General features: G+C 72.9%; 26 protein-coding genes. 10 read left to right on the top strand and 16 right to left on the bottom strand.

The window, feature by feature from the left end; all coding sequences use genetic code 11:
* Positions 1–81: 81 nt before the first annotated feature.
* From EI169_RS01025 to purM, 3 genes are read right to left on the bottom strand one after another with little or no spacing between them, the layout of a single operon-like run.
* Positions 82–1,050 (bottom strand): membrane dipeptidase, encoded by a 969-nt coding sequence (locus EI169_RS01025; protein ID WP_240640520.1) that lies wholly within the window; start codon positions 1,048–1,050, stop codon positions 82–84.
* Positions 1,047–2,513 carry an amidophosphoribosyltransferase gene (gene purF, locus EI169_RS01020; protein WP_125130177.1) on the bottom strand — a complete coding sequence of 489 codons (1,467 nt, stop codon included), beginning with the start codon at positions 2,511–2,513 and terminating at the stop codon, positions 1,047–1,049. Before purF ends, EI169_RS01025 begins: the two co-directional genes overlap by 4 nt.
* A gap of 6 nt (positions 2,514–2,519) precedes the next feature.
* A complete protein-coding gene (gene purM, locus EI169_RS01015) occupies positions 2,520–3,635 on the bottom strand; it encodes a phosphoribosylformylglycinamidine cyclo-ligase (RefSeq protein WP_125130175.1) in 1,116 nt (371 codons plus the stop codon).
* A gap of 133 nt (positions 3,636–3,768) precedes the next feature.
* Here purM and EI169_RS01010 point away from each other — a divergent pair, with 133 nt between their 5' ends.
* On the top strand, positions 3,769–4,380 hold the full coding sequence (locus EI169_RS01010) for a zinc-binding alcohol dehydrogenase (RefSeq protein WP_125130173.1): 612 nt from the start codon (positions 3,769–3,771) through the stop codon (positions 4,378–4,380).
* 25 nt (positions 4,381–4,405) lie between these two features.
* Here EI169_RS01010 and EI169_RS01005 read toward each other — a convergent pair whose 3' ends face one another.
* Complete coding sequence (locus EI169_RS01005) at positions 4,406–4,741, bottom strand: potassium transporter Trk (RefSeq protein WP_125130172.1); 336 nt, start codon at positions 4,739–4,741, stop codon at positions 4,406–4,408.
* 135 nt (positions 4,742–4,876) lie between these two features.
* Positions 4,877–5,245, bottom strand: a complete 369-nt coding sequence (locus EI169_RS01000) for a sterol carrier family protein (protein WP_125130170.1) — start codon at positions 5,243–5,245, stop codon at positions 4,877–4,879.
* 193 nt (positions 5,246–5,438) lie between these two features.
* Here EI169_RS01000 and purD point away from each other — a divergent pair, with 193 nt between their 5' ends.
* Positions 5,439–6,710: a phosphoribosylamine--glycine ligase gene (gene purD / locus EI169_RS00995; protein ID WP_125130168.1), complete on the top strand. Its 1,272-nt coding sequence runs from the start codon at positions 5,439–5,441 to the stop codon at positions 6,708–6,710.
* A 110-nt stretch (positions 6,711–6,820) separates the two neighbouring features.
* Here purD and EI169_RS00990 read toward each other — a convergent pair whose 3' ends face one another.
* On the bottom strand, positions 6,821–8,350 hold the full coding sequence (locus tag EI169_RS00990) for an MFS transporter (protein ID WP_125130166.1): 1,530 nt from the start codon (positions 8,348–8,350) through the stop codon (positions 6,821–6,823).
* Positions 8,347–8,970 carry a PadR family transcriptional regulator gene (locus tag EI169_RS00985; RefSeq protein ID WP_125130164.1) on the bottom strand — a complete coding sequence of 208 codons (624 nt, stop codon included), beginning with the start codon at positions 8,968–8,970 and terminating at the stop codon, positions 8,347–8,349. Before EI169_RS00985 ends, EI169_RS00990 begins: the two co-directional genes overlap by 4 nt.
* 79 nt (positions 8,971–9,049) lie before the next feature.
* Here EI169_RS00985 and EI169_RS00980 point away from each other — a divergent pair, with 79 nt between their 5' ends.
* The 3 genes from EI169_RS00980 to EI169_RS00970 all read left to right on the top strand — a co-directional run bounded on the left by EI169_RS00980 (position 9,050) and on the right by EI169_RS00970 (position 11,850).
* Positions 9,050–9,391, top strand: a complete 342-nt coding sequence (locus EI169_RS00980) for a hypothetical protein (RefSeq protein ID WP_240640519.1) — start codon at positions 9,050–9,052, stop codon at positions 9,389–9,391.
* 111 nt (positions 9,392–9,502) lie between these two features.
* Positions 9,503–10,429, top strand: a complete 927-nt coding sequence (locus EI169_RS00975) for a phosphoribosylaminoimidazolesuccinocarboxamide synthase (protein ID WP_125130162.1) — start codon at positions 9,503–9,505, stop codon at positions 10,427–10,429.
* A gap of 83 nt (positions 10,430–10,512) precedes the next feature.
* Positions 10,513–11,850 carry a solute carrier family 23 protein gene (locus EI169_RS00970; RefSeq protein ID WP_125130160.1) on the top strand — a complete coding sequence of 446 codons (1,338 nt, stop codon included), beginning with the start codon at positions 10,513–10,515 and terminating at the stop codon, positions 11,848–11,850.
* A 143-nt stretch (positions 11,851–11,993) separates the two neighbouring features.
* Here EI169_RS00970 and EI169_RS00965 read toward each other — a convergent pair whose 3' ends face one another.
* From EI169_RS00965 to EI169_RS00945, 5 genes are all read right to left on the bottom strand, one after another.
* Complete coding sequence (locus EI169_RS00965) at positions 11,994–13,010, bottom strand: LacI family DNA-binding transcriptional regulator (protein ID WP_125130158.1); 1,017 nt, start codon at positions 13,008–13,010, stop codon at positions 11,994–11,996.
* Between the two features lie 31 nt (positions 13,011–13,041).
* Entirely contained in the window at positions 13,042–14,520 is a 1,479-nt protein-coding gene (locus tag EI169_RS00960) for a GH1 family beta-glucosidase (protein ID WP_125130156.1), read from the bottom strand.
* 87 nt (positions 14,521–14,607) lie between these two features.
* The gene (locus EI169_RS00955; protein WP_125130154.1) at positions 14,608–15,537 is read right to left on the bottom strand and encodes a carbohydrate ABC transporter permease; all 930 of its coding nucleotides are present in this window, start codon (positions 15,535–15,537) and stop codon (positions 14,608–14,610) included.
* The gene (locus EI169_RS00950; RefSeq protein ID WP_125130152.1) at positions 15,534–16,574 is read right to left on the bottom strand and encodes a sugar ABC transporter permease; all 1,041 of its coding nucleotides are present in this window, start codon (positions 16,572–16,574) and stop codon (positions 15,534–15,536) included. Before EI169_RS00950 ends, EI169_RS00955 begins: the two co-directional genes overlap by 4 nt.
* Before the next feature lie 65 nt (positions 16,575–16,639).
* Complete coding sequence (locus EI169_RS00945; protein WP_125130150.1) at positions 16,640–17,944, bottom strand: ABC transporter substrate-binding protein; 1,305 nt, start codon at positions 17,942–17,944, stop codon at positions 16,640–16,642.
* 250 nt (positions 17,945–18,194) lie between these two features.
* Between EI169_RS00945 and purS the strand changes: the two genes are divergently transcribed.
* Together purS and purQ are read left to right on the top strand one after the other, a co-directional pair.
* Positions 18,195–18,443 (top strand): phosphoribosylformylglycinamidine synthase subunit PurS, encoded by a 249-nt coding sequence (gene purS / locus EI169_RS00940; RefSeq protein ID WP_125130148.1) that lies wholly within the window; start codon positions 18,195–18,197, stop codon positions 18,441–18,443.
* Positions 18,440–19,147 (top strand): phosphoribosylformylglycinamidine synthase subunit PurQ, encoded by a 708-nt coding sequence (gene purQ / locus EI169_RS00935; protein WP_125130146.1) that lies wholly within the window; start codon positions 18,440–18,442, stop codon positions 19,145–19,147. The genes purS and purQ overlap by 4 nt, the downstream gene beginning before the upstream one ends.
* Before the next feature lie 141 nt (positions 19,148–19,288).
* On the opposite strand, the gene EI169_RS00930 is transcribed toward purQ, so the two are convergent.
* The gene (locus EI169_RS00930) at positions 19,289–19,720 is read right to left on the bottom strand and encodes a DUF1761 domain-containing protein (protein ID WP_125130144.1); all 432 of its coding nucleotides are present in this window, start codon (positions 19,718–19,720) and stop codon (positions 19,289–19,291) included.
* 88 nt (positions 19,721–19,808) lie between these two features.
* Between EI169_RS00930 and EI169_RS00925 the strand changes: the two genes are divergently transcribed.
* Positions 19,809–20,729 (top strand): 2-hydroxyacid dehydrogenase, encoded by a 921-nt coding sequence (locus tag EI169_RS00925; protein ID WP_125130142.1) that lies wholly within the window; start codon positions 19,809–19,811, stop codon positions 20,727–20,729.
* Positions 20,730–20,915: 186 nt separating this feature from the next.
* Here EI169_RS00925 and EI169_RS00920 read toward each other — a convergent pair whose 3' ends face one another.
* From EI169_RS00920 to EI169_RS00910, 3 genes are read right to left on the bottom strand one after another with little or no spacing between them, the layout of a single operon-like run.
* Positions 20,916–21,698 carry a lytic murein transglycosylase gene (locus EI169_RS00920; RefSeq protein ID WP_125130140.1) on the bottom strand — a complete coding sequence of 261 codons (783 nt, stop codon included), beginning with the start codon at positions 21,696–21,698 and terminating at the stop codon, positions 20,916–20,918.
* A 49-nt stretch (positions 21,699–21,747) separates the two neighbouring features.
* On the bottom strand, positions 21,748–22,266 hold the full coding sequence (locus tag EI169_RS00915) for an AAA family ATPase (protein ID WP_164515397.1): 519 nt from the start codon (positions 22,264–22,266) through the stop codon (positions 21,748–21,750).
* Positions 22,267–22,268: 2 nt separating this feature from the next.
* Positions 22,269–22,844: an NTP transferase domain-containing protein gene (locus EI169_RS00910; protein WP_125130136.1), complete on the bottom strand. Its 576-nt coding sequence runs from the start codon at positions 22,842–22,844 to the stop codon at positions 22,269–22,271.
* 134 nt (positions 22,845–22,978) lie between these two features.
* On the opposite strand from EI169_RS00910, the gene EI169_RS00905 reads away from it, so the two are divergent.
* Positions 22,979–24,004 carry an XdhC family protein gene (locus tag EI169_RS00905; protein ID WP_125130134.1) on the top strand — a complete coding sequence of 342 codons (1,026 nt, stop codon included), beginning with the start codon at positions 22,979–22,981 and terminating at the stop codon, positions 24,002–24,004.
* Positions 24,005–24,196: 192 nt separating this feature from the next.
* Positions 24,197–24,961 (top strand): nucleoside phosphorylase, encoded by a 765-nt coding sequence (locus EI169_RS00900; RefSeq protein WP_125130132.1) that lies wholly within the window; start codon positions 24,197–24,199, stop codon positions 24,959–24,961.
* Positions 24,962–24,963: the final 2 nt, after the last annotated feature.

Genomic DNA, 24,963 nt, shown 5'->3' with positions numbered 1-24,963 from the left:
CGACGCCGCGCGCCCCAGCCAACTCCTGCCGCGCGAACGCGCGGCGAGCGCGAGGTGAACCCCACGGGAACGCTCTCCCGGTCAGCCCCACGTCTGCGCAGCGACGCGACGGAAGTTGCCGCCGAGCACCGCGTCGATGTCCTCGCCGGCCCAGCCGCGGGACGCCAGGTGCGCGCCGAGCCCGACGAGCGTCTCGGGCGGCATCCACTCCATCGGACCCCAGCGGGTGTAGCTGTCGTCGTAGAGGTCGGTGTTCGCCGCGATCTCGTCGCGGAACTCGCGCCAGTCGAAGGAGAAGTCCGAGCTCACCCCGACATGATCGATGCCGACGAGTTCGACGGCGTGCTCGAGGTGGCGCGTCATCGCCTCGAGCGTCGGGGTGTTCGGCCCGAGGAAGATGCCGACGCCCGTGATCCCGACCACCCCGCCGCTGTCGGCGCACGCACGCGCCTGGTCGTCGGTGATGTTGCGCGGATGCTCCCACACGGCCCTCATGCACGAGTGCGAGTAGACGACGGGCGTCGTCGACACGCGGCACAGATCCAGTCCGGTCTGCGCGCTGCCGTGCGAGCCGTCGGGCACCATCCCGACCGCGTTCATCTCGGCGACCAGGCGCCGGCCCCACGCGGTGAGCCCGCTGTCGTCGACGTCGAGGCAGCCGCATCCGGCCGCGTTGGCGTGGTTGTACGTCGGCGCGAGGGTGCGCACGCCCTTGCCGTACAGCACGGCGACGTTGCCGAGGTCGCCGTCGAGCGGGCGGCAGTCCTCGAGGTCGAAGGCGACCGCGATCGCCCCGCCCGCCCGGATCGCGTCGACCTCAGCGAGCGTGTCGGCGAGCTCGAGCCCGGGGGTCTCCTCGACCTGACGGCGGAAGGCGTCGAGCAGCGCGCTCGTCACCGCGAACGGATGCGGCGCGTATCCGGCGTTCAGCGACACGAACGCGCCAGCCGCGCCGGCATATCGGCGGAGTTCGGACACATCGGCGTCGGGCCGCAGCGCGACGCACGTGTGCTGGTCCCACAGCATCCGCCCGCCGCCCGCGACGGTCACGACTGCTGGCTGCCCTCCACCCACGCGAGGTACTCCTCCGTGACGGTGCCCGTGACGTAGCGTCCGTCGAAGCAGCTCATGTCGAGGTCGTCGAGGTCGGACCCCTCGATGATCGCGGCGCGCAGGTCTTCGACCTCCTGGTACACGAGGTAGTCGCAGCCCAGCTCTGCCGCGATCTCGGGGATCGTGCGGCCGTGCGCGACGAGCTCGTGCCGGGAGGGCATGTTGATGCCATACACGTGCGGAAAGCGCACCGGCGGCGCGGCCGACGCGAACGTCACCGACGCGGCGCCGGCGTCGCGCGCCATCTGGATGATCTGCTTGCTCGTGGTGCCGCGCACGATCGAGTCGTCGATGAGGAGCACGTTCTTGCCCTTGAACTCCGTCGACATCGCGTTGAGCTTCTGGCGGACGCTCTTCTTGCGCACCGCCTGCCCGGGCATGATGAACGTGCGGCCGACGTAGCGGTTCTTGTAGAAGCCCTCCCGGTACTCCAGGCCGAGCTTGCGGGCGACCTGCATCGCCGCGGGTCGTGCCGAGTCGGGGATGGGCATGACGACGTCGATGGATCCGGGAGGCGTGTACTTCGCGATCGTGTCGGCGAGGCGCTCGCCCATGCGCAGGCGCGCCTCGTAGACCGAGATCCCGTTCATGACGGAGTCGGGCCGCGCGAGGTACACGTACTCGAAGGAGCACGGCTTCAGCACGGGGTCGGTCGCGCACTGGCGCGTGTGGAGCGTGCCGTCGAGGCCGATGAAGACCGCCTCGCCGGGCAGGATGTCGCGGACCACCTCGAAGCCCGCGTTCTCCAGCACGAGCGACTCCGATGCCACGACCCACTCGTAGCCGCCGACGGCCGGGTCGGCCGCGCGCGTGCCGAGGATCAGCGGGCGGATGCCGAAGGGGTCGCGGAACGCCAGCAGCCCGTAGCCCGCGATGAGCGCGATCGCCGCGTACGAGCCCTCGACGCGCTCGTGCACGCGCGAGACCGCGCGGAACACCTGGTCGGGGTCGAGGTCGGGCCCGGAGATCTCGGACTGCAGCTCGGAGCCGAGGATGTTCACGAGCAGCTCGGTGTCGGAGCTCGTGTTCAAGTGGCGGCGGTCTTTATGGAACAGGTCGTCGGTGAGCTCGCGCGTGTTCGTCAGGTTGCCGTTGTGTACCAGCACGATGCCGTACGGCGCGTTGACGTAGAAGGGCTGCGCCTCCTCCTCGCTCGAGGCGGTGCCGCGCGTGGCGTACCGGACGTGCCCGAGCCCGATCTCGCCGAGCAGCGAGCGCATGTCGCGCGTGCGGAACGCCTCGCGCACCATGCCGCGCTGCTTGTTGATGTGGAAGACGCCGTTCGCCTCGGCCGTCGCGATGCCGGTGGAGTCCTGGCCGCGATGCTGGAGGAGGAGGAGGGCGTCGTAGATCTCCTGGTTGACCGGGCCGCGACCGGCCATCCCGACGATGCCGCACATGGGGTGTTACTTCGCTCCGCTCTGCGAGGTCGCGTACTCTCCGACGAGGCGCACCGCGCCGCCGTCGACGCCCTTCGCGCCCTGCTCCCACTCGCCCTCCGGACGGCCGGCGTCGCGTACGACGCCCACCTGCCACGTAGGGATGCCGTCGGCCTCGAGGGCCGCGACGGCGGCGTCCGCCGCATCCGCCGAGACGACGGCGAGGAAGCCGATGCCGAGGTTCCACGTGCCCTCGGTGTCGGCGAGGTCGAGGTCGCCGAGGTCGGCCAGCACACGGAACACCGGCGCGGGCGACCACGTCGAGCGATCGATCTCGGTCCACATGCCGCGCGGCAGCACGCGCGCGAGGTTGGCGGCGATGCCGCCTCCCGTGACGTGGCTGAGGGCGTGCACGCCGGGGACGGCGTCGATGAGGCGCAGGAGCGGCGACGTGTACAGGCGCGTCGGCTCGAGCAGGGCCTCGCCCCATGTCGTGCCGAAGTCGGCGGCGTGGTCGCCGTAGCCGATGCCGCGGCGCGCCACGATGTGACGCACGAGCGAGAAGCCGTTGGAGTGCAGCCCGCTCGAAGCCAGGGCGAGCACGACGTCGCCGTCGCGCACGCGGTCGGCGCCGAGCACGGCGTCGGCCTCGACCACGCCGGTCGCGGCGCCCGCGACGTCGTAGTCGGCCGGGCCGAGGAGCCCCGGGTGCTCCGCCGTCTCGCCGCCGACGAGGGCGGTGCCCGTGGCGGCGCATCCGGCCGCGATGCCCGAGACGATCGCCGCGATGCGCTCGGGATGCACCTTGCCGCACGCGATGTAGTCGGTCATGAACAGCGGCTTGGCGCCCACCACGACGATGTCGTCGACGACCATGCCGACCAGGTCCTGCCCGATCGTGTCGTGCTTGTCGAGCGCCTGCGCGATCGCGACCTTCGTGCCGACGCCGTCGGTGCTCGTCGCCAGCAGCGGCTTCGTGTACGACAGCAGGGCGCTCGCGTCGAACATGCCGGCGAATCCGCCGACCCCGCCGAGCACCTCCGGTCCGTGGGTGCGGCGCACCGCCGACTTCATGAGTTCGACGGCGAGGTCGCCCGCTGCGGTGTCGACGCCGGCAGCACTGTAGGGGTTGGGGGACGCCACCCGCTCAGCCTACCGGCGGCGGGAGCACGCGCGGCGTCCGGGTCGGAGGCCGCGGGAGGCGCCGCGGGACAAGCGCTTCGGCCCGGCGCAAGGGGGCGGACCGGGCGGGCGCGCGCACTCCTACAATGGCGGCATGCAGGGCGGCAGCGGTCCGGAATGGGTGATCCGCGAAGACGCGGGTCAGCCGGTGCTCGTCGCGCTCTTCCTGCGGCACGCGATCGGCGTGCGCTCCCCCGACGAGCTGCCCACGCTCCGCGGTCTTCCGCCGCGCTCGGCACCCGAGCGGTCGGAGGCCGAGCAGGCGCTCCTGGAGCGGCAGTGGCTGGCGTATTGGGCCATGACCGTCGAGCCGCAGGCGCATCCCTCTCCCGAGCCGCTCGACCTCGTCGACGGCTTCGACACGCTCGTCGCGCTCCCCGAGTCGGCGGTCGAGCTGCGGCGCGAGATCGCCCCCCACGCCGCCGACGCGTGCGCATACGCGCAGCGCGCGCACGAGCGGTACCGCGCCGACACGGCCGCCAAGCCCGGCGTCTCCTACCGTGCGTACGCGAGCGCGATCGCCGAGCACGAACGGCAGGTCGGGCGGCGCGCGCACTCGTTCGAGCTCAACGTGCACGTGCTGCCGCTCGCGCAGCGGGGCGTGTGGTGGATCGGCTCGCTCACGGTGGCCGTCACCGACGGCCTGCGCGGCGACGTCGTCGCGTTCGACGCCGCCATCCATCCGATCATCGCCGAGCTGGCGTAGCGCCCGCTCGGCGCCGTCGTGGCGCTCAGTCGGCGCCGTGCACCGACTGGTGGCCGGCGCGGAGATCGCGCGTGCGGCGGCCGACCGTGAGGTCGAGGATCACCGCGACAGCGCCGCCGAGCGCGAGCCCGATCGGCACGCAGATGAGCGCCACGAACCCGAACACCTGCAGCGGCGTGTAGACCGTTCCGGTCGTGGGGCTGGGCTGTGCGGTGCCCTGGAAGGCGGTCGTGAGGATCGCCGCCACGATGAGCCCGAGGACGGCACCCGCGATGAGGAACACGCCGTACTTCGGCGCGCGCCGCACGCGCACGGTCTCGACGTCCACGCGGACGGAGGGGGTGCGGTCGGGGTCGGACACGCCTCCATTGTCTCACCCCGCCCGCGGCGCGGCGCCGTCGGTCTCGGCCGCTGTGGTCGGGGCGGGGCGGCGGCCGAGGCGGGGCGGCTGTCCGAGCTCAGCGGCGCCGGCCAGCGCCACCGCCGCCGGTGCGGGTCAGGGGCGCAGGGGCAGCAGGTCGGAGAGGTCGGACCGGGTGCCCGATGCGGCGATGCGGCCCGCGGCCGCTGCATCCGCCCAGTGCACCGCGCCGGTGGCCAGCGCGACCCACGTGAGCGGGTCGGTCTCGACGACGTTCGGCGGCGTGCCGCGCGTGTGCCGCGGCCCTTCGACGACCTGCACCGCGCCGAACGGCGGCACGCGCACCTCGACCGTGTGCCCGGGCGCCTTCTCGCTCAGCAGCTGCAGCAGGTAGCGCACGGCCGTGGCGAGGGCGGTGCGGGCCGGCGCGGCGCCCGAGTCCTGAGCCGCGGCGACGGCGGCGAGCGCCGCGCGGCCGTCGCCCGTCTCGATCCTGCGCACCATGCGTCCCACGCTACGCCGCCGAAGCCGCGCAGAATTCAGGCTCAGCCGTCGCCGGGGCCCGCCCCGCAGCATCCACACGACCGCAGAGCCTGAATTCTGCGCCCGCGGCGAGGCAGCAGCCGACCGGGGCCCCCGCGCCGTCTGCGCCCGGGGCGCCCCGGGCCGGGCCGGAGGCGCTCGGTAGGCTGAGCGCGTGCGCATCCTCGTCCTCGGTTCCGGTGCTCGCGAGCACGCCATCATCCTCGCGCTGCGGGCGGAAGACGCCGAGCACGCGATCTTCGCCGCCCCCGGCAACGCCGGCATCGCCGAAGACGCACACATCGTCGACCTCGACCCGGTCGACCCCGTTGCGGTCGTCGAGTTCGCGGGCCGCGAGAGCATCCAGCTCGTCGTGATCGGCCCCGAGGCGCCGCTGGTCGCCGGCGTCGCCGACGCGCTGCGAACGCGGGGCATCCCCGTGTTCGGTCCGGGCAAGGCGGCCGCGCAGCTGGAGGGCTCGAAGACCTTCGCGAAGCGGGTCATGGATGCAGCGGGCGTGCCCACCGGCCGCGCCGTGCGCGCGCACAACCTGGCCGAGGTGACCGCGGCGCTCGCCGAGTTCGGCGCCCCGCACGTCGTGAAGGCCGATGGGCTCGCCGCCGGCAAGGGCGTCATCGTCACGGACGACCGCGCGGCCGCGCTCGCCCATGCCGAGACGTTCCTCGCCGCCGCGCCCGTGCTCGTCGAGGAGTTCCTCGCCGGGCCCGAGGTGTCGCTGTTCTTCCTGAGTGACGGCGACTCCGTCCTGCCGCTGAGCCCTGCGCAGGACTACAAGCGTCTGCGCGACGGCGACGAGGGCCCCAACACGGGCGGCATGGGCGCCTACTCGCCGCTGCCGTGGCTGTCGGGGCGCTTCGGCGACGAGGACGCGTTCGTCGACGCCGTCACGCGCGACATCGCGCTGCCCGTCGTGCGGCAGCTCGATGCCGAGGGGACGCCCTTCATCGGCCTCCTGTACGCGGGGCTCATCCTCACCGACGCCGGCATCAAGGTCATCGAGTTCAACGCGCGCTTCGGCGACCCCGAGACACAGGTGGTGCTGCCGCGCCTGCTCGACCCCCTGTCGGAGCTGCTGCTGGCCGCCGCATCCGGCCGTCTCGAGGAGCGCCCGCGCCCGGTCTTCGCGGAGGTCACCGCGGTCACGGTCGTGCTCGCGAGCGAGGGCTATCCCGACGCGCCCGTCACGGGGCGGCCGCTCGAGGGCCTGGATGCGGCGGCCGAGGTCGACGGCGTGCATCTCGCGCACGCCGCGACCGCTCGCACCGACGACGGGCTGATCGCCACGGGCGGCCGCGTGCTCAATGTCGTCGCGCTCGGCACGACGTTCCGCGAGGCGCGCGAGCGCGCGTACGACGCGATCGACCGCATCCGCCTCGAGGGCGGGCAGCACCGCACCGACATCGCCGCGCGCGTCGTCGAGCACTGACGCTCCCGCTCGCGCCCGCTACGGGAGAATCGGCCGGATGCAGCACGATCCGCGTGAATTCGTGCTGCATCCGACCGATTCGCCTGTGTGGAACGCGCCGTGGCCGAAGCTCACTCCCCCGCGGCGGCGGGGGCGGATGCGGCGGCGGGGGCGTCGGCCGCGCGGTCGCCGCGGCGCGGGATCACCGAAGGTCGGCGCATGAACAGCACGGCGACGAGGCCGACGAGGCTCACGAGGATCGGGAGGATCAGCGCCTGCCCCATCGCGGTCGAGAAGCCGCCGACGATCTGTGCGGGCAGGCCCTCCGAGCCGAAGCCCGAGGTCGCATCCCCCGCGCCCGGCAGGTTCGCCTCGAGGCGCGCCTGCATGAACGCGGCGATCGATGCCGAGCCGATCACCGATCCGACCGTACGGGTGGTGTTGTAGATGCCCGCGCCCGCGCCGGCCTGACGCGGCGGCAGATTGCGGGTCGCGGTCGTCGCCAGCGGTCCCCACATTCCGGCATTGCCGATGCCCATGAGCGCCGCGGGGACGAGGAAGGCCCAGATCGCCGCATCCGCGAAGATGAGCGCGGAGTACAGGACGAGCGAGCCGGCCACCAGCAGCAGCCCGGGCACGAGCAGCACGCGCGGGTCGGTGCGGTCGAGCAGCCGGCCGGCGAACGGCGCGAGCACGCCCGAGAGGATCGCGAGCGGGATGAGCAGCAGCGCCGACTCGGTCGGCGTGAGGCCCCGCGCGAGCTGCAGGTAGAACATCTGCGGCAGGGCCATGCTCGTGACGGTGAACCCGACGGCGGCGATCGCGACGTTCGCGACCGAGAAGTTGCGCTCGCGGAACAGGTCGAGCGGCACGAGCGGCTCGCGCGTCGTGCGTCGCTGCGTCCACACGAACACCGCGAGCACGACGACGCCCGTGACGACCATGCCCCACACCCACGGCGCCCAGTCGAAGTGCTCGCCCTCCTGCAGCCCGAAGACGATGAGGAAGAGCGCCAGCGCGCTCAGGACGACGCCCGGGATGTCGAAGCGGTGGGGGCTGGTCGGCAGCTTCGGGACGAGACGCCACGCGAGCACGAACGCGACGATGCCGACCGGCACGTTGATGTAGAAGATCCACTCCCAGCCGAAGCCGTCGACGAGCAGGCCGCCCGCGAGCGGACCGACGAGCGTGGCAACGCCCGCGGTGGCGCCCCACAGGCCCATCGCCGCCCCCCGGCGATCCGCCGGAAACGTGCGCGTGATGACGGCCATGGTCTGCGGGGTCATCATCGCTGCGCCCAGGCCCTGCACCGCGCGCGCGGCGATGAGCATGCCGAGCGAGGTCGACAGGCCGCACGCGAGCGAGGCGGCCGTGAAGATCGCCAGACCGACGAGATAGATGTTCTTCGGCCCGAACCGGTCGCCGAGACGCCCGGTGATCAGCAGCGGCACGGAGTACGTCAGCAGATACGCGCTCGTCACCCACACCACGTTGTCGAGGTTGTTCGTGGCAGGGTCGAGCGCGGCCTTGATCGCGGGGTTGGCCACCGAGACGATCGTCGTGTCGACGAGGATCATGAAGAAGCCGATGACGAGCGCCCACAGGGCGGGCCAGGCGTCCTTCGGATGCGGCGGGGTCGCCGCGGCGCGGGAATCGGTCATGCGGGGGTCTTCTCTCTCGGGGATGGGGTCTTCGCGTGCTCGGCGGGGAGGTCGGCGACCCCCCACGGGTAGGCGGGATCGGCCAGGCGCGCGGTCAGCGCGTCCTGCCAGGCGAGTTCGGCGGTGACGAGCGCGAGCTCGCGCTCGACCTCGACGAGGAACTGCGGGGACACGGCGCGGCGCGACGCCTCGGCGAGTCCGGAACGGAGGTCGTCCCGCGAGGCGGCGAGGAGCCGGCGGCGCTCGTCCAGCAGCGCGCGCACCTCGGCGCGGTCGAGGTTGTGCGCCTCGGCGAGCGCGACGCGGAACTCGGAGGCGCGGTCGATGCGCGGCAGCTCGGCGCGCACCCACGTGTCGACGGTGCGACCGCCGGCCTCGGTCAGGGCGTACGTGGTCCGCTCGGGGCGGTTGCCGTCGCGGTCGACGCCGACCTCGGCGAGCAGCCCGTCACGGACGAGGCGTCCGACCGTGTGGTACAGCGTGCCCTTCTGCAGACGGACGAGGCGGTCGTCGCGGCGGAGCCGGAACAGCCGCATCATCTCGTACGGGTGCATGTCGCCCTCGCGCAGCAGGGCGAGGATCATGACCGCGAGCGGCGTGAGGCCCGGAGCATCCGGCATGCGCGTCCCCTTCATGGTCCGTGTCGACTAGTCCACGTGGACTATACGCCGTTTCCGCGGCGGCCGCTACCGTGTGCGCATGGTGGATCGCGAGCGGATGGCGGCGGCGCACGACGTGTTCGACCCGATAGCCCAGCGCCATCTCGCGGACGACGGCATCGACATGGGGCGCATGTTCGGCACCGAGGGGCTGCGCGTGCGGGGCAAGGTGTACGCGTTCGTCGGGCACGACGGCGACCTCATCGTGAAGGTGCCGGCCGAGCGGGTGGTCGAGCTCACCGCATCCGGCGCCGCGTCGCCCCTGGTGATGCGCGAGCGCGAGCTGCGCGAGTGGGTGACGGTCGGTACCGCGGCGGGCGCGCAGCGGTGGGCGGATCTCGTGGACGAGGCGCGCGCATTCGTCGACCGCATCACGCCCTGACGCCTCGCGCGGCGCCGCGGCTCGCGAGAGCGCCCGGATGCACGCTTCCCGGCGCGGAAACGGTGCACGGGCGCGTTCTCGCGAGGCGCGGCGGGCCGGGATAATGAGCGGGTGACGCGAACCCTCGAGCTCCCCGGCTGGCGGCATGTGTACTCCGGCAAGGTCCGCGACCTCTATGTGCCGGGCGACACCGCCGAGGGAGCACGGCCCGAGCGCCTCCTCGTCGTGGCGAGCGACCGCGTCAGCGCGTTCGACCACGTGCTCTCCCCCGGCATCCCGGGCAAGGGCGAGATCCTCACGACGCTGAGCCTGTGGTGGTTCGACCGCCTCGACGGCGGCGACGGCGGCCGCCGCATCCGCAATCACCTCGTGCCCGACCACGTGCTGATCGGGGACGACGCCGTCGAGCTCATCCCGCCCGCTGTCGCGGGCCGCGCGATGGTCGTCGCCTCGCTCGACATGCAGCCGATCGAGTGCGTCGTGCGGGGCTACCTCACCGGCAGCGGCTGGGCGGAGTACGCCGACGCCGGCACGGTGTGCGGCATCCCGCTCCCCGCCGGCCTGCGAAACGGCGACCGCCTGCCCGAGCCGCTGTTCACGCCCGCGTTCAAGGCGCCGATGGGCGAGCACGACGAGAACATCTCGTTCGAGCGCACCGTCGAGATCGTGGGAGCGGAGACGGCCGAGGAGCTGCGCGCGCTCTCACTCGAGGTGTACGCCCGCGCCGCCGCGACGGCCGAGGCGCGGGGCCTCATCCTCGCCGACACGAAGTTCGAGTTCGGCCGTGACGACGAGGGGCGCCTCGTGCTCGCCGACGAGGTGCTCACGCCCGACTCGTCGCGGTACTGGGATGCGGCGGCATGGCGCGAAGGATCCACGCCCGCCGAGCGCATGGCGAGCTTCGACAAGCAGATCGTGCGCGACTGGCTCGCCGCATCCTGGGACCGCACCGGCGAGCCGCCCGCGATCCCCGACGACATCGCCGAGCGCACCCGCGCCCGCTACGCCGAGCTGCTCCAGCGCCTCACCGGCGGGTGACGGCGCCGACGCCCGTCGCGGCGTAACCGCGGCGAAACGACGATCGTCGCTACAGTGACGCGAGGCGTTTTCGAGGAGGACCCATGGCGCTGTGGAAGCTGCACGGAAACGGTCGCACCGTCGAGCCGGGCGCGGTCGTGCGCCCGGACGAGCGGCTGAGCTGGCCCGCGACGATCGCGGTCGGCGTCCAGCACGTCATCGCGATGTTCGGCGCGACGTTCCTCGTGCCGGTGCTGACCGGTTTCCCGGTGTCGACGACGCTGCTGTTCTCGGGCGTGGGCACGCTGCTGTTCCTCCTCATCACGCGGAACAAGCTCCCCAGCTACCTCGGGTCGTCGTTCGCGTTCATCGCGCCGGTGACCGCCGCGACGGCGACGCAGGGCATGGGCTCGGCCCTCGCGGGCATCGTCGCGGTCGGCGTCCTGCTCGCCGCGGTGGGCGTGATCGTGCAGTTCGCCGGTCTCGGCTGGATCGACACGCTCATGCCGCCGGTCGTCGCGGGGGCGATCGTCGCGCTCATCGGGTTCAACCTCGCGCCCGTGGCGTGGCAGAACTTCCAGGTGCAGCCGCTCGTCGGCACCGTCACGCTCGTCGCGGTCGTGCTGTTCGCGGTGCTCTTCCGCGGCTTCCTCGGCCGCATCTCGATCGTGCTCGGCGTCGTCGTGGGTTACGTGTTCGCCGTCATCGTGCAGCTGTCGACAGGCGAGCAGCTCATCGACTTCCAGGCGGTGTCGGATGCGGCGTGGCTGGGCCTGCCCGAGTTCCACATCGCCGACTTCGCGAGCCCCGGCACGTGGTCGGTGATCGCGATGTTCCTGCCGGTCGTGCTCGTCCTCATCGCCGAGAACGTCGGACACGTACGCGGTGTGGCGACGATGACCGACCCGTCGGTGAACCGCTCGACGGGTCGGGCGCTCATCGCCGACGGCGCGGCGACGACGCTCGCGGGCACGTTCGGCGGCTCGGGCACGACGACGTACGGCGAGAACATCGGCGTCATGGCCGCGACCCGCGTGTACTCGACCGCCGCGTACTGGGTGGCCGGTACGGTCGCGATCCTGCTGAGCCTGTCGCCGAAGGTCGGCGCCGTCTTCAACACGATCCCGGCGGGCGTGCTCGGCGGCGTGACGACCGCCCTGTACGGCCTCATCGGCATCATCGGCATCAAGATCTGGGTCGACAACCGTGTCGACTTCTCGCGGCCGGTCAACCAGTACACCGCCGCGGTGTCGCTCGTCATCGCGATCGCGGGCTTCACGATCGTGTGGGGCGACTTCCAGCTCGGGGCGATCGTGATCGGCGCCGCCGCCGCGCTGCTGATCTACCACCTCGGCAACGCGATCGCCCGGGCCCGCAAGACCGGCGCCGACGACGGCGGCCCGATCCCCGCGGTCGGCCCGCTCGGCGGCGATCCCCGGTAGCCCACCCGGGCCGCCCGTCGCCGACCCACGCCGCCGGGAAGACGGCCGACCCGCCGGCATCCGGATGCGGCGCCCGGGCGTGTCACCCGCTCAGCGGTGTTTCCGCGACGGAACCTCGGCCGGGAGGGGGCGGGCGGGACGACTCAGGCGGAGTCGCGGACCACGAGCTCGGTGGGGAGGATCGTCGCGGGCGGCACCGGGCGGCCGGCGAGGAGGCCGAGGAGCGCATCGGCCATCGCCACGCCCTGCGCGCGCGAGGGCTGGCGGATCGTCGTGAGCGCGGGGGTCACCGCGGTCGCGACCGGCGAGTCGTCGAAGCCGATGATCGCGACGTCGCCGGGCACCGACAGACCCGCCTCGCGCAGCACCTCGAGCGCGCCGCGGGCCATGAGGTCGCTCGCGACGAACAGCGCCTCCGGCACGTCCCCGCCGTCCAGGATGCGGCGCATCGCCGCGGCGGCGCCGGCCTCGGAGAAGTCGCCGTCCTCGACCGCGACGATCTCGAGCCCCGTCTCGGCGGCCGCCTCGCGGAAGCCGCTCAGCCGGTCGGTCGCGGGCACCATGGTCGCCGGTCCCGTGATGGTCGCGACCCGCCGGTGCCCGCGCTCGGCGAGGTAGCGCGCGGCCGCCGCGCCGCCGCCGACGTTGTCGACGTCGACGAGGTACGCCGGCGCGGACGACAGCCCCGCGGGTCGCCCGCCGTAGACGACGGGGAGGTCGGCCGCGATGCGGTCGACGAAGGTGTCGCCGGTGTGATGCGACGCGACGATCACGCCGTCGACGCTGCCGCTGCGCAGATAGCTCGTCGCCTTGTCGCGAGGATCGTTGCTCGCGATGATGAGGTTCAGCACGTAGTCCGACGCCGCGAAGCGCTCGTGCACCCCCGCGACGATCGAGGCGAAGAACGGGTCGCCGAAGAACCGATCGGTGTCCTCGGGGATCACGAACGCGACGGCGTGGGTCTGCCGCCGCGCGAGCGAGCGGGCCGCGCGGTTGGGCACGTAGTTCAGCTGCGCGATCGCGTCGTTGACGGCCTCGAGCGCGGCGGGCGAGACGGCCGTCGACCCGTTGACGACGCGCGACACCGTCGAGCGCGACACACCGGCGAGCGCCGCGACCTCCTCGATCGTCGCGGCGCCCCGCGTGCTCGTGATGTTCATGCCCCGCCTCCACGCCGAGCGGGAGGTGCGCTCAGCCTCGGGTGGCCGGCCCCACCGCGCGATCGGCGATGAACCGACTGTACCGTCGGCCGGACTCCTTGATCGTCCGCTCCTGCGTGTCGTAGTCCACCCGGACGATCCCGAAGCGCTGGGAGTAGCCCCACGCCCACTCGAAGTTGTCCAGCAGCGACCAGTAGAAGTAGCCGCGGACATCCACGCCGTCCTCGATCGCATCGGCGATCGCGGAGAGGTGCACCTCGACGAAGTCGGCACGGTCGTCGTCGCGCACCTCGAGCGCGCCGTCGACGCGCACCGGCTCGTCGTCGTACGCCGCGCCGTTCTCCGTCACGACGAGCGCGACGCCGCGTGCGCCGGTGTAGTCGTCGTGGACGCGGCGTAGCAGGCGCGTGAGCCCCTCGGGCTGCACCTCCCAGTTCATCGCCGTGCGCGGCAGGCCGCGGTCGTGCCAGAAGATGCGCTCCGACGACGGGAACGGCGAGCGCGTGGGCCGCTCGGTGGGCGCGTCGCCGCCGCCGGGGGCGTCGGCCGGCGGCGTCGCCCCGACGAACTCGCCGTGGTAGTAGTTCACGCCCAGCGTGTTGAAGGGCGTCGCGATGCGCTCGAGGTCTCCCGGGCGGACGGCCTCCTCGAAGGCGGCGACCGCGTCGGCGTCGACGGCCCGGATGTCCTCGACGATGTCGGCGGGGTACGCCGCGCGGAACAGCGGGTTCAGGAACCAGCGGTTGAACTGGCCGTCGATGCGACGGGCGGCGTCGCGGTCGCCGGCATCCGCAGGGTCGACCGGATCGGCGACGGTGAGGTTGAGCGTGATGCCGAGGTTGAGCGTCGCGTCGCGCTCGCGCAGCGCCGCGACGGTGTCGCCGTGCGCGAGGAGCAGGTGGTGGGAGGCGAGGAGCCCCTCGGCGATCGAGGTGTGCCCGGGTGCGTGGATGCCGCCGGTGTAACTGAGGAACGACGAGCACCACGGCTCGTTCAGGGTCGCCCAGTCCTGCACGCGGTCGCCGAGCGCGTCGTAGACGTCGAGGGCGTACTCGGTGAAGCGCTCGCTCGTCTCGCGCACGACCCACCCGCCGCGCTCCTGCAGCGCCTGCGGGAGATCCCAGTGATACAGCGTCAGCCACGGGCGGATCCCGGCGTCCAGCAGCTCGTCGACGAGGCGGCGATAGAAGTCCAGCCCCGCCTGGTTGACTGCCCCGCCGTCGGGGCGCACGCGCGCCCACGACGTCGAGAAGCGGTACGTCTGGATGCCGAGGTCCTTCATGATCGCGACGTCGCCGGGATACCGGTGGTAGTGGTCGCACGCCACATCGCCGTCGTGGCCGCCGAGCACCGCGCCGGGCTCGCGGCAGAACGCGTCCCAGATCGACGCGCGGCGACCGTCCTCGAAGGCCGCGCCCTCGATCTGGTACGCGGCCGTCGCCGCTCCGAACTGGAAGTGCGGCGGGAAGGCGCGGGTGGCGGCGGGGGCGGGCAGCACGGACGTGGTCATGGATGCAGCATCCTCTCGATGGGGGTCGATGTCGACGGGGGCCCGCGGGGACGGCGCGGGCGGGGTGGGGCGGGCGCGGACGCCCGGTCAGCCCTTCACGGCTCCGGCCATGATGCCGCTGATCAGCTGCTTGCCGGCGACGACGAACAGGATCAGGAGCGGGATCGTGGCCATGACGGCCCCGGTGAGCACGATCGAGTAGTCGACGTAGTAGCCCGACTGCAGCTGGCTGAGCGCCGTCTGCAGGGTGGGGTTCTGCGGGCTCAGCACGATGAGCGGCCACAGGTAGTCGGTCCACGCGGTCATGAAGGTGAAGAGCCCGAGGATCGCCATCGCGGGGCGCGCCGCGGGCACGCCCACCGTGAGGAACGTGCGGAACTGGCTCGCGCCGTCGACGCGAGCGGCTTCGATGAGCTCGTCGGGGATGACATCGACGAGGTACTGGCGCATGAAGAACACGCCGAACGCCGTCACGAGCGTCGGCACGATCACCGCGCCGATCGAGCCGGTCCAGCCGAGCTGGCGCATGACCATGAACAGCGGGATGATGCCCAGCTGCGTCGGGATCGCCATCGTGGCGATGACGAAGACCATGAGGCCGCCGCGTCCGCGGAATCGCAGCTTCGCGAACGCGTAGCCGGCGATCGTCGAGAAGCTCACGACCGACAGCGTGATGATGCTCGAGATGAGCACCGAGTTGCCGAGCGCGAGCCAGAACGGGATCGCGTCGAGCACGGTCGCGGCGTTGGCGAAGAAGTTGCCGCCGGGGATGAGCGGCAGCGTCTCGCCGCGCGTGGCGTTGGTGCCCGACCCGACGACGACCGACCACCACAGCGGGTAGGCGCTGCCGACGACGAACGCCGCGAGCAGGCCGTACGTGAGAAAGCCGGGGCGGCTGCCGATGCCGGCCGGGCCGGCGTCGCGCGCGCGACGGGTGCGCGCGGGCCGGCGGGGCGCGTCGGGTGCGACCGTGTCGACCTGCACGACGGGGAGCGGATCGGGGATCGTGACGCTCATGCGCCGACTCCGTTCTGTGCGGCGCGCGCGGCAGCGCGGCGGGCCCGGCGGGAGGGGCGGCCGTCGCCGGAGGAGATCCGGCGCGCGATGAGGAAGTTGACGATGCCGAATCCGACGATGAGGAGGAACAGCAGCCACGCGACGGCCGAGGCCTCGCCGAGGTTCCGCCGGAAGAACGCCAGCTCCCAGAGGAAGAGCACGGTGGTCTGGAACTGCCGGTCGCTGCCGCCGATGCCGCCGGCCGTCGACACGTCGAACAGCCGGGGCTCGGCGAAGATCTGGAGCCCGCCGATCGTGGCGGTGATGATCACGAAGATCAGCGTCGGGCGGATGGTCGGGATCGTGATCGAGAAGAACCGGCGCACGGCGCCCGCGCCGTCGAGCGCCGCCGACTCGTAGAGGTCGCGCGGCACGGCCTGCATCGCGGCGAGCAGGATCAGCGCGTTGTACCCGGTCCAGCGGAAGTTGACCATGATCGCGATCGCGAGGTGGCTGAGGAACGGATCGCTCTTCCACGGCTGGTCGGCGATGCCGATGAGGTTGAGCAGGTTGTTGGCGAGGCCGTCCGCCTCGTTGAAGATGCTCGAGAAGATGAGCGCCGTGGCGACCGGGGTCACGACGAAGGGGAGCAGCACGCTCATGCGCCAGAAGGTCGGCGCTCGCAGTCCTCGGTCGAGCAGGTACGCGACGACGAGGGCGACGGCGAGCTGCGGGATCGCCGAGAGCAGGAAGATGCCGATCGTGTTGCCGACGGAGTTCCAGAACATCGCGTCGCCGAGCACTTCGACGAAGTTGCCGAGGCCGACGAAGTCGCCCTGGCCCTTGAGCAGATCCCAGTCGAACAGCGACACGACGAGCGTGTAGAGCAGCGGGAAGAGCCCGACGAGGCCGAACAGGAGGAAGAACGGCGCGATGTAGACGTAGGGCGACGCGGCGTGGTCGGCCTTGGACAGGCGCTGACGGAACGGGGAGCGGCGCGGCGGCACGGGTGCCGGCTCGACGACCTGCGGCGCGGGGGACGGCGCGATGGCGGTCATGGGAGTCCTCTCGGAGCGGGATGCGGGGTCCCCGGGTGCGACCGGGGACCCCGCATCGGTGCGCGTCAGCCGACGAGCTCGTTCAGCAGCGACAGGGCCTTGTCCCACGCGCCCTGCGTGTCGACCTCGCCCGCGTCGAGGGACGTGAGCGCCGGGCCGAAGACGTTCTCCTGGATGACGGAGTCATCCGGGCCCTTGAACTGCGCGACGACGCCCTCGGCCTGCTTCGCGAGGATCGCGCCCGTCGGTGCGCCGTTGAAGAACTCGTTCGGGGTCGCGTCGGCGGCGAGCGACTCCTGCGCCTTGAGCGTGCTGGGGAAGTTGCCCGCGGCGGCGGACTGCTTCACCTGCTGCTCGGGCTGGGTCAGCCAGTCGGCGAGGGCCGCGGCCTCCTTCTTGTGCTGCGAGGTCTCGGGCACCGAGAGGAACGCGCCGCCCCAGTTGGCCGCACCGCCGGGGAAGACCGGCGCGAAGTCCCAGCCGGTGGTGGCGTCGCCGCCGCCGGCCTCGACCTGGCCCTGCACGACGCCGAGCATCCAGCCGGGGCACACGAAGGTGGCGAAGGTGCCGTCGACGAACGACTTGCCGCCGTTCCAGTCCCACGCGGTCTGCGCGGCCGACAGGCCCTCCTCGGTGGCGGCGCCGAGCTGCTCGAAGCGCTCCTTGAGCTCGGCGTTGCCCTCGACGTTCAGCTCGCCGTCCTGGGTGTAGTAGCCCTCGGGGAGCTGGTTGACCATGGCGTTCCACACGAAGCCGGAGTGGTCGTACCACGCCTTGCCGGTGGCCTCGTGGTACTGACGGCCGACCTCGAAGTAGGTGTCCCAGTCGCCCGAGAGCAGGCTCGCGACCTCGTCGCGGTCGGTGGGGAGGCCCGCGGCGGCGAAGGCCGGCGCGTTGTAGCAGATGCCCTCGGGGCCGATGTCGGTGCCGTAGCCGATGACACGGCCGGAGGGGTCGGTCGCCTGCGCGTACTTCCAGTCGACCCAGTCGGACTTGCGGTCCTCGATGCCGTAGTCGCGGAGGTCGGCGAACTGGTCGGACACCTCCATGATCGCGCCGAGCCAGCCCTCCTCGATCGCGACGACGTCGGACAGGCCCGAGCCGGCGGCGATCTTCGTGAAGGCGTCGGTGCGGGCGTTGCCGCCGGTGTCGATGTTGGTCGCCTCGATCGTGACGCCGGGGTTGAGCTTCTCGTACTCGGCGTACAGGTCGTCGTACCCGAAGGTGCCGAACGTCGTGACCGTCAGGGTCACGTCGCCGCCGGCGTCGCCTCCGGTCGACCCGCCGCCGGAGCATCCGGCGAGGACGAGAGCTGTGGTGGACACCGCGACCGCCGTCACGGCGGCGCGACGCAGAATGCGTGATGACACGGATCACTCCTTTGTGCTGGGTGTGCTGAGTCGGTGTCAGCGCTCTCGTGGGAGCGCTTCCACCGATCGCGCCTCACAGTACGGGAGCGCTCCCACGGGTGTCAAGGGAGCGCTCCCATGAATCCGTCGGCGCAGATCGAGGGTGGTCGGGACGGCGGGCGGACGCAGCCGATCCGGCGACGGGCGGATGCGGCGGAGCCGGTCGCCGTAGGATGGAGGCGCCTGCTTCCCCGCGACTCCTGGAGCTCGAATGCCCACCATCGTCGTCGACGTCATGCCCAAAGCCGAACTCCTGGACCCCCAGGGCAAGGCGGTCTCGGGAGCCCTCGCGCGCCTGGGCGTCGAGCAGTTCAGCGGGGTGCGGATCGGCAAGCGCTTCGAGCTGACCGTCGACGGCGCCGTCGACGAAGACGTGCTCGCCAAGGCCCGTCAGATCGCCGACGAGATCCTCTCGAACTCCGTCATCGAGGACGTCGTGGGCATCGAGGTGGTGGAGTGACCGTCCGCATCGGGGTCATCACCTTCCCCGGCTCGCTCGACGACCGCGACGCGCAGCGCGCGATCGCCCTCGCCGGTGCCGAGCCGGTCGCGCTGTGGCACGGCGACCACGACCTCCAGGGCGTCGACGCGCTCGTGCTGCCGGGGGGCTTCAGCTACGGCGACTACCTCCGCGCCGGCGCCATCGCCGCCCTCGCGCCGATCATGGCCGAGGTCAAGGATGCGGCGGGCCGCGGCATGCCGATCCTCGGCATCTGCAACGGCTTCCAGATGCTCGTCGAGGCGCACCTGCTCCCGGGCGGACTCATCCGCAACGCCAACCAGCAGTTCATCCGCCGCGACCAGCGGCTGCGGGTCGAGAACGCGTCGACCGCGTGGACGAGCGAGTTCGCCGAGGGCGACGAGATCGTGATCCCGCTGAAGAACGCCGACGGCGGCTACATCGCCGACGCCGAGACGCTCAAGCGCGTCGAGGGCGAGGGTCTCGTCGCCTTCCGCTATCTGGGCGTCAACCCCAACGGCTCGCTCGACGACATCGCCGGCCTCACGAACGAGCGCGGCAATGTCGTGGGACTCATGCCGCACCCCGAGCACGCCGTCGAGCCGGGCTTCGGCCCCGGCACGCCCGCGGCGATGCGCTCGGGCGTCGACGGGCTCGGATTCTTCTCCTCGGCGATCGCGGCCGTCGTCGGCGCCGCGGCCTGACGCCGCCGCATCCGTCGTTCGGCGGCTCGCGGCCGGGCGCCACGTCGCCCCCGCCCGAAAGACTGTCCGGCGGCCGGACACGCCGGGCCGAGCCGATCGACCCTCGGCGTGTCGACCGATGGAGCAGTCTTTCGACGGCGATCAGACGGTGCCGGCCGGCGGCCAGATGCCGATGATGAGCGCCATCACGAGCACCGTGACGAGCTCGTGCGCAACGTTCAGGACGGTGAGGCCCACCGGGCGCCCCTCGAACGCGTCGTGCGTGATGAAGCGCGCCGCGGTGAAGCCCGCCCACAGCACGAGGCCGGTCACGACCGCGTTGCCGACGTAGCCGCCGCCGTAGAAGTGCCACGCGATCGCCGTCGCGCCGGCGAGCACCCACGCCGTCACGAAGCTCACGATCACGGTCACGATGATCGGCCCGATGGCGGTCGCCGCCGACCCGCTCGCCTCGATCTTCGCCAGCCGCATCCAGCGGTTGCCGAAGACCGGCGGCGCGTACCAGATCGAGCCGATCACCATCGTCGACACGGTCGCCAGCAGCACGGCCCAGTAATTGATCTCGGGTACCACGGTCTCTCCCTCCCCCGGATGCGGCGAGCGTAGCGCGGGCACCGGGCCTGCGGCCCTCACCGCCGCGGCACGCCGCTAGCGTGGAACGGTGACCCCCCTCGTCGTGTCGGTTCCGACCGATCAGCTCGCCGCAGACATCCGACCGCTCCCCGACGGCGTCGACCTCGTCGTGTGGGACCTCGCCTCCCCCGCGCCGCGCGACCGCTTCGACCTCGTCGTGCCGCCGTACATGGGCCTGGCGAAGGTGCTCTCCGCCCTCGAGGGCATCCCCGTCGGCCTCATCCAGAGCCAGTCGATCGGCTATGAGGGGGTCGCCGACGAGCTGCCCGCGGGCCAGCGGTTCGCCAACGCGACGTCGGTGCACGAGACGTCGACCGCCGAGCTGGCCGTCGGCCTCGCCCTGGCTGCGCAGCGCGGCATCCCGAGCTTCGTGCGCGCGCAGGAGGAGAGGCGGTGGGCGCCGATCTTCGCCGACAGCCTCGCCGACCAGCGCGTGACGCTCCTCGGCTACGGCGGCGTCGGCAAGGCGATCGCGGCCCGTCTCGCCGGCTTCGAGGTGCACCTGCGCGCCGTCGCGACGCACGCGCGCACCGAGGACGGCGTCGACGTCGCGGCGCTCGACGACCTCCCCGCGGTGCTCGCCGAGACCGATGTGCTGATCGCAGCGCTGCCCGGCGGCGACGCGACCGCGGGACTCATCGACGACGCGATGCTCGCGGCCCTCCCGGACGGGGCACTCGTGGTCAACGTCGGCCGCGGCACGCTCATCGACACCGACGCGCTCGTTCAGCACGTCCGCCGCGGTCGCCTCCGCGCCGCGCTCGACGTGACCGATCCGGAGCCGCTGCCCGCCGACCACCCGCTGTGGACGCTCGACGGCGTGCTCATCGCACCGCACGTCGGCGGCGCCACGAGCGCGATGCGCGCGCGGATCGCGAAGCTCGTCCGCACGCAGATCGAGCGTCTCGCGGCCGGCGAGGAGCCTCTCAACGTCGTCCTCGGGGGCTGAGCGCAGGGGTGGACGCGCCCGGCGCGCAGCCGCCGGGTGCGGGCGGCGCGGAGCCGCCGGACGCGGGCGGCGCGGAGCCGCCGGGTGCGGGTCAGCGCGCAGAACTCAGGAGAATCCGGCCTCGGGACCCCGCGGCGGTGTCACAACGGCGATTCTTCCTGAATTCTGCGCACGCGCAGCGGCAGATCAGCGGCCGGCGAGGTCGGCATACCGGTCGGCGGTCGCCGCGACGTCGTCGACGTACGCCTGAAGGTTGTTGTACGAGAGGATCGCGCGGCGCCAGCCGTCGACGCTCGCCATCTCGCCGCCCGCGCACAGGTAGCGCCCGGCCGCGAGCGCGGCGTCGTCGATCTGGTTCGGATCCGCGCGGCCGTCGCCGTTCGCATCCGCGCCCCACTGCTCCCACGTCGTCGGGATGAACTGCATCGGGCCCACCGCGCGATCCCACTCGGTGTCGCCGTCCCACGCGCCGCCGTCGGTGTCGCGGATGACGGCCGAGGCCGTCCCGTCGAGCGGGATGCCGCGGATCGCCGGGTCGGGATACCCGTCGTCGCGCAGCACCGCGCCGGCGTGCGAGCCGTGCCCCGACTCGATCGCGCCGATGCCGGCGAGCGTGTTCCACGCGAGACCGCACGCCGGGTCCTCCGCCGCCACGACGAGCGCCGCCGTGGCGTACGCGCTCAGGGCCCGCGCGGGGATGCCGGTGACCGCGGCGGTGCGCTGCACCCACGCGGGATCGGCGACGACGCCGGATGCGGCGGCCACGCCGGAGGCGCTCGCGGGGGCGGCCGCAGCATCCGGGGCGGCGACGGGATCCAGCGGCTCCTCGAACGCGCGCACGACGGACTCACGCGCCGCTGCGAGCTGCACCGACACGACGATGAGCGTCGCGATCACGGCCAGCACCGCGGCGACGAACACGAGCGGCCACCACGTGCCCCCGCGCGTGCGCACCCGTCGCCTGCCCATCGCACGCACGCTACCGGCCGAGAATGAACGTCCGGTGCGAGCCGGGCTGTCACCGGCCCAAGCGGGCGACCACGGTTCGGGCGTTCTCGGCTGCCGGCCGGGTCGCGTCCAGCTGGAGCCGTGCGTCGGTCCACCCCTCGAAGCCGGCACGCCGCGCCACGACCGACGACCACGACGGCTCGGGGAAGTCTCCGAGATCGCGCTGACGGCCCTCGAGCCGTGCGCGGTGCACGCTTTCGTCGGTGAGCACCACCTCGACGAAGACGAGGTCGACGCGCTCGTCGCGGCCGAGCCGGCGCCACTGCTCGCGCGCCTCCTCGGCGTCGTTGACCGCGTCGATGATCGCGCTCAGGCCGGTGCGGGCGTGCTCGCGCGCGAGGGCGTCTGCGACGACGTACGCGGCGAGACCGCTCGGCTGCGCGCGGTCGACGCCGGCGCGATGCATCGCCGCCTCGATCCGGTCGACCGAGAGCACCGGAGCGGCCAGCATCCGGCCCACCTCGTGGGCGATCGTCGACTTGCCCGTTCCGGGCAGGCCCGCGAACACGACGAGAACGGGCTCAGCCACGATCAGGGTCGCTCGTCGATGTCGTGACCGTCCCACAGGTCGCCGCACTCGATGGTGCGGGCTCCGCGCCGCGCGAGGGCGGAGCCGGCGCCGACATCGCCGCGCAGCTCGGCGCGGATCGCAGCGATGTGGTCGGCACCGATCAACGCGGGATGGCCGGGGCGTCCGTCGTACGTCGCGCGCGCGAGCGCGGCCCGGGGTTCGGCGCCGCCCGCCGCGATCAGTCGCGCGACCGCGGCCGCGGGCAGCCCCGGTACATCGACGGGTGCGACGACGACCGCATCGGCCCCCGCCGCCGCCACCAGCCCGGCATCGACCGAGCGCGACATCCCTGCCTCCCAATCGGTCGCGATCGCGATCCGCGCCTCGGGCGGCACGAGCGGCAGCGCGCGGTCGGCGGCCGCGCCGAGGACGACGACGGCCTCGCCGCATCCGCCGTCGCGCAGCGCGTCGCACACGCGACGCAACCACGACACACCGGCCGCGTCCGCCGCGAGGGCCTTCGGGCCGCCGTAGCGCGTGCCCGCGCCCGCCGCCAGCACGACGCCCGTCACGCGGGGCGCGGCGGGCTCGGGCATCGCGCCAGCGTACCGAACTCCTCCACGGGCGGCGGCGACGCGCGCCCGCGGCGCCGACGAGCCTCACCCGCGTCCGGGATGGAGGCGGCCGTCCACGTCTCGCGCCGGAAACATCGCGGGGTTACCGTGTGGGGATGCTCGAGCTGGCCGACACCCTCCTCCCCGCGCTGCGCGCCGGGCAGGCGGCCGCGGTCGTCACCGTCACGCGCGTCGCCCGCAGCGCTCCGCGCGGCCCGGGCGCCGCGATGGCCGTGCTCGACGACGGCACGGTGCTCGGCTCGATCTCCGGCGGCTGCGTCGAAGGCGACGCCGTGCTGCTCGCGACGGGCGTGCTCGCGTCGGGGCGTGCGGTCACGGCGACCCTCGGCTTCAGCGATGACGCCGCCCATGCCGCCGGGCTGGCGTGCGGCGGCAGCGTCGATGTCGTGGTGCACCGGATCGGCCCCGCGGATGCGGCGGCCGTCGCCGCGCTCGAGGCGCCCGCCGATCGATCCGTGCGCGTCGGGATCGTCCTCGAGGGCGACCGCGCCGGTGAGATCGTCCCCGGGGACGCGCTCGCCGAGGAGGGGCCGTTCGTGGAGCACGACGGCGCGCGGACGTTCGTCGTCACGCGCGAGCCGCGTCCGCACCTCGTCGTGGCGGGCGCGGGCGAGCACGCGATCGCGCTCGCGCGCGTGGCATCCGCCGCCGGCTTCACCGTGACCGTGATGGACGTGTGGGAGCGGCTCGTCACGCCCGAGCGCTTTCCGACAGCCGATCGGCTCGTCGTCGGGGTGCCGGCCGACGCGCTGCCCGCCCTGCTCGGCGGCGCGTGGACGGCCGTGTGCGTGCTGAGCCACGACGAGCGCGTCGACGTTCCCGCGCTCGCGGCGGCCCTCCGCGCCGGCGCGGACTTCGTCGGCGCGATGGGTGCGCGCTCGACGGTCGCCCACCGCGCGCGGCTGCTCGCCGAGGCGGGGCTCGCGGAGGCCGACATCGCCCGCATCCACTCGCCGCTCGGCCTCGACCTCGGCGGATCGTCGCCCGAGGAGACGGCGTTGTCGGTGCTCGCCGAGATGATCGCCGCGCGCCGCGGCGGCACGGGCGAGCCGCTGCGCACCCGCACCGGCCCCGTGCACGCGCGCGCCGCCGCGCCCTCGTGCGCGCCCGTCGCGCGCTGACCCGTCCCGCGCCTGCGCGGCCCTTCGCGAACCCCGCGCAGCGCCCCGGCCGCGTGACGCGCGCGAAACACGTGCGGGGTAGCGTGGCGGCACTGCGGACCTATCAACCATGACCGACGCCCGAGTCGGTGAGCGGTACAGGGCGGGGACTGCGGCGACACCTCTCGTCACAGCATCCGAAGGAGCACCCCCATGTCCACCGTCGACAAGTCCCAGGTCGGCCTCACCGAGCGGCAGTACCACATCGGCATCGCGCCGGGAGAGGTCTCCTCGGTCGCACTGCTGCCCGGCGACCCGTTCCGCGTCCCGTTCGTCGCCGAGTTCCTCACCGATGTGCGCGAGGTCGCCCACAACCGCGAGCACCGCACGATGACCGGCTGGTACAAGGGCCGCCACATCACCGCGACCTCGACCGGCATGGGCTGCCCCTCGACCGCCATCGCCGTCGAGGAGCTGTACCGCGTCGGCGTGACGAGCGTCATCCGCGTCGGCAGCTCCGCCGGCCTGCAGCCGGGAATCGCGCCGGGTGACCTGCTCGTCAGCGAGGGCAGCTTCCGCAACGACGGCACGACGGACGCATACGTACCCAAGGGGTTCCCCGCCGTGCCCGATCTCGGCCTGACGCTCGCGCTGTCGCGGCACGCGGAACGCCTCGCCGCCGCATCCGGCACCCGCGCGCACACCGGCATCAGCGCGAGCGACGACGCGTTCTACGCCGAGACGCCCGCGTGGATCGCGCAGCTGAGCGGCATGGGCGTGCTCAACGTCGAGATGGAGGCGTCGGCGATGTACGTCGTCGCGCGCCTGCGAGGCATGCGGGCGGGCATGATCTGCGCGTGCTCGAGCAACCTCGTCGACGGCGCGTCGCTGTACTCCGAGAAGAATGCGGCGCTCAAGGACGGCTGGATGCGGTCGATCGAGGCCGCGCTGGAGACCGCGGTCGAGCTCGAGCTCTGAGC

Source organism: Microbacterium sp. 10M-3C3 (assembly GCF_003931875.1).
In the GTDB taxonomy this organism is placed as follows: Bacteria; Actinomycetota; Actinomycetes; order Actinomycetales; family Microbacteriaceae; genus Microbacterium.
The sequence above is the reverse complement of the archived record's forward strand: the minus strand, read 5'-3'. Positions and strand labels throughout refer to the sequence as shown.

What these genes read in the sequence shown, in the direction of transcription:
- purF (WP_125130177.1), bottom strand. Translation starts at nt 2,513, where the DNA reads ATGTGCGGCATCGTCGGGATGGCCGGTCGCGGCCCGGTCAACCAGGAG.
- EI169_RS01010 (WP_125130173.1), top strand. Translation starts at nt 3,769, where the DNA reads ATGCAGGGCGGCAGCGGTCCGGAATGGGTGATCCGCGAAGACGCGGGT.
- EI169_RS01000 (WP_125130170.1), bottom strand. Translation starts at nt 5,245, where the DNA reads ATGGTGCGCAGGATCGAGACGGGCGACGGCCGCGCGGCGCTCGCCGCC.
- EI169_RS00990 (WP_125130166.1), bottom strand. Translation starts at nt 8,350, where the DNA reads ATGACCGATTCCCGCGCCGCGGCGACCCCGCCGCATCCGAAGGACGCC.
- EI169_RS00985 (WP_125130164.1), bottom strand. Translation starts at nt 8,970, where the DNA reads ATGCCGGATGCTCCGGGCCTCACGCCGCTCGCGGTCATGATCCTCGCC.
- EI169_RS00980 (WP_240640519.1), top strand. Translation starts at nt 9,050, where the DNA reads ATGGTGGATCGCGAGCGGATGGCGGCGGCGCACGACGTGTTCGACCCG.
- EI169_RS00970 (WP_125130160.1), top strand. Translation starts at nt 10,513, where the DNA reads ATGGCGCTGTGGAAGCTGCACGGAAACGGTCGCACCGTCGAGCCGGGC.
- EI169_RS00965 (WP_125130158.1), bottom strand. Translation starts at nt 13,010, where the DNA reads ATGAACATCACGAGCACGCGGGGCGCCGCGACGATCGAGGAGGTCGCG.
- EI169_RS00960 (WP_125130156.1), bottom strand. Translation starts at nt 14,520, where the DNA reads ATGACCACGTCCGTGCTGCCCGCCCCCGCCGCCACCCGCGCCTTCCCG.
- EI169_RS00955 (WP_125130154.1), bottom strand. Translation starts at nt 15,537, where the DNA reads ATGAGCGTCACGATCCCCGATCCGCTCCCCGTCGTGCAGGTCGACACG.
- EI169_RS00950 (WP_125130152.1), bottom strand. Translation starts at nt 16,574, where the DNA reads ATGACCGCCATCGCGCCGTCCCCCGCGCCGCAGGTCGTCGAGCCGGCA.
- purS (WP_125130148.1), top strand. Translation starts at nt 18,195, where the DNA reads ATGCCCACCATCGTCGTCGACGTCATGCCCAAAGCCGAACTCCTGGAC.
- EI169_RS00920 (WP_125130140.1), bottom strand. Translation starts at nt 21,698, where the DNA reads ATGGGCAGGCGACGGGTGCGCACGCGCGGGGGCACGTGGTGGCCGCTC.
- EI169_RS00910 (WP_125130136.1), bottom strand. Translation starts at nt 22,844, where the DNA reads ATGCCCGAGCCCGCCGCGCCCCGCGTGACGGGCGTCGTGCTGGCGGCG.
- EI169_RS00905 (WP_125130134.1), top strand. Translation starts at nt 22,979, where the DNA reads ATGCTCGAGCTGGCCGACACCCTCCTCCCCGCGCTGCGCGCCGGGCAG.
- EI169_RS00900 (WP_125130132.1), top strand. Translation starts at nt 24,197, where the DNA reads ATGTCCACCGTCGACAAGTCCCAGGTCGGCCTCACCGAGCGGCAGTAC.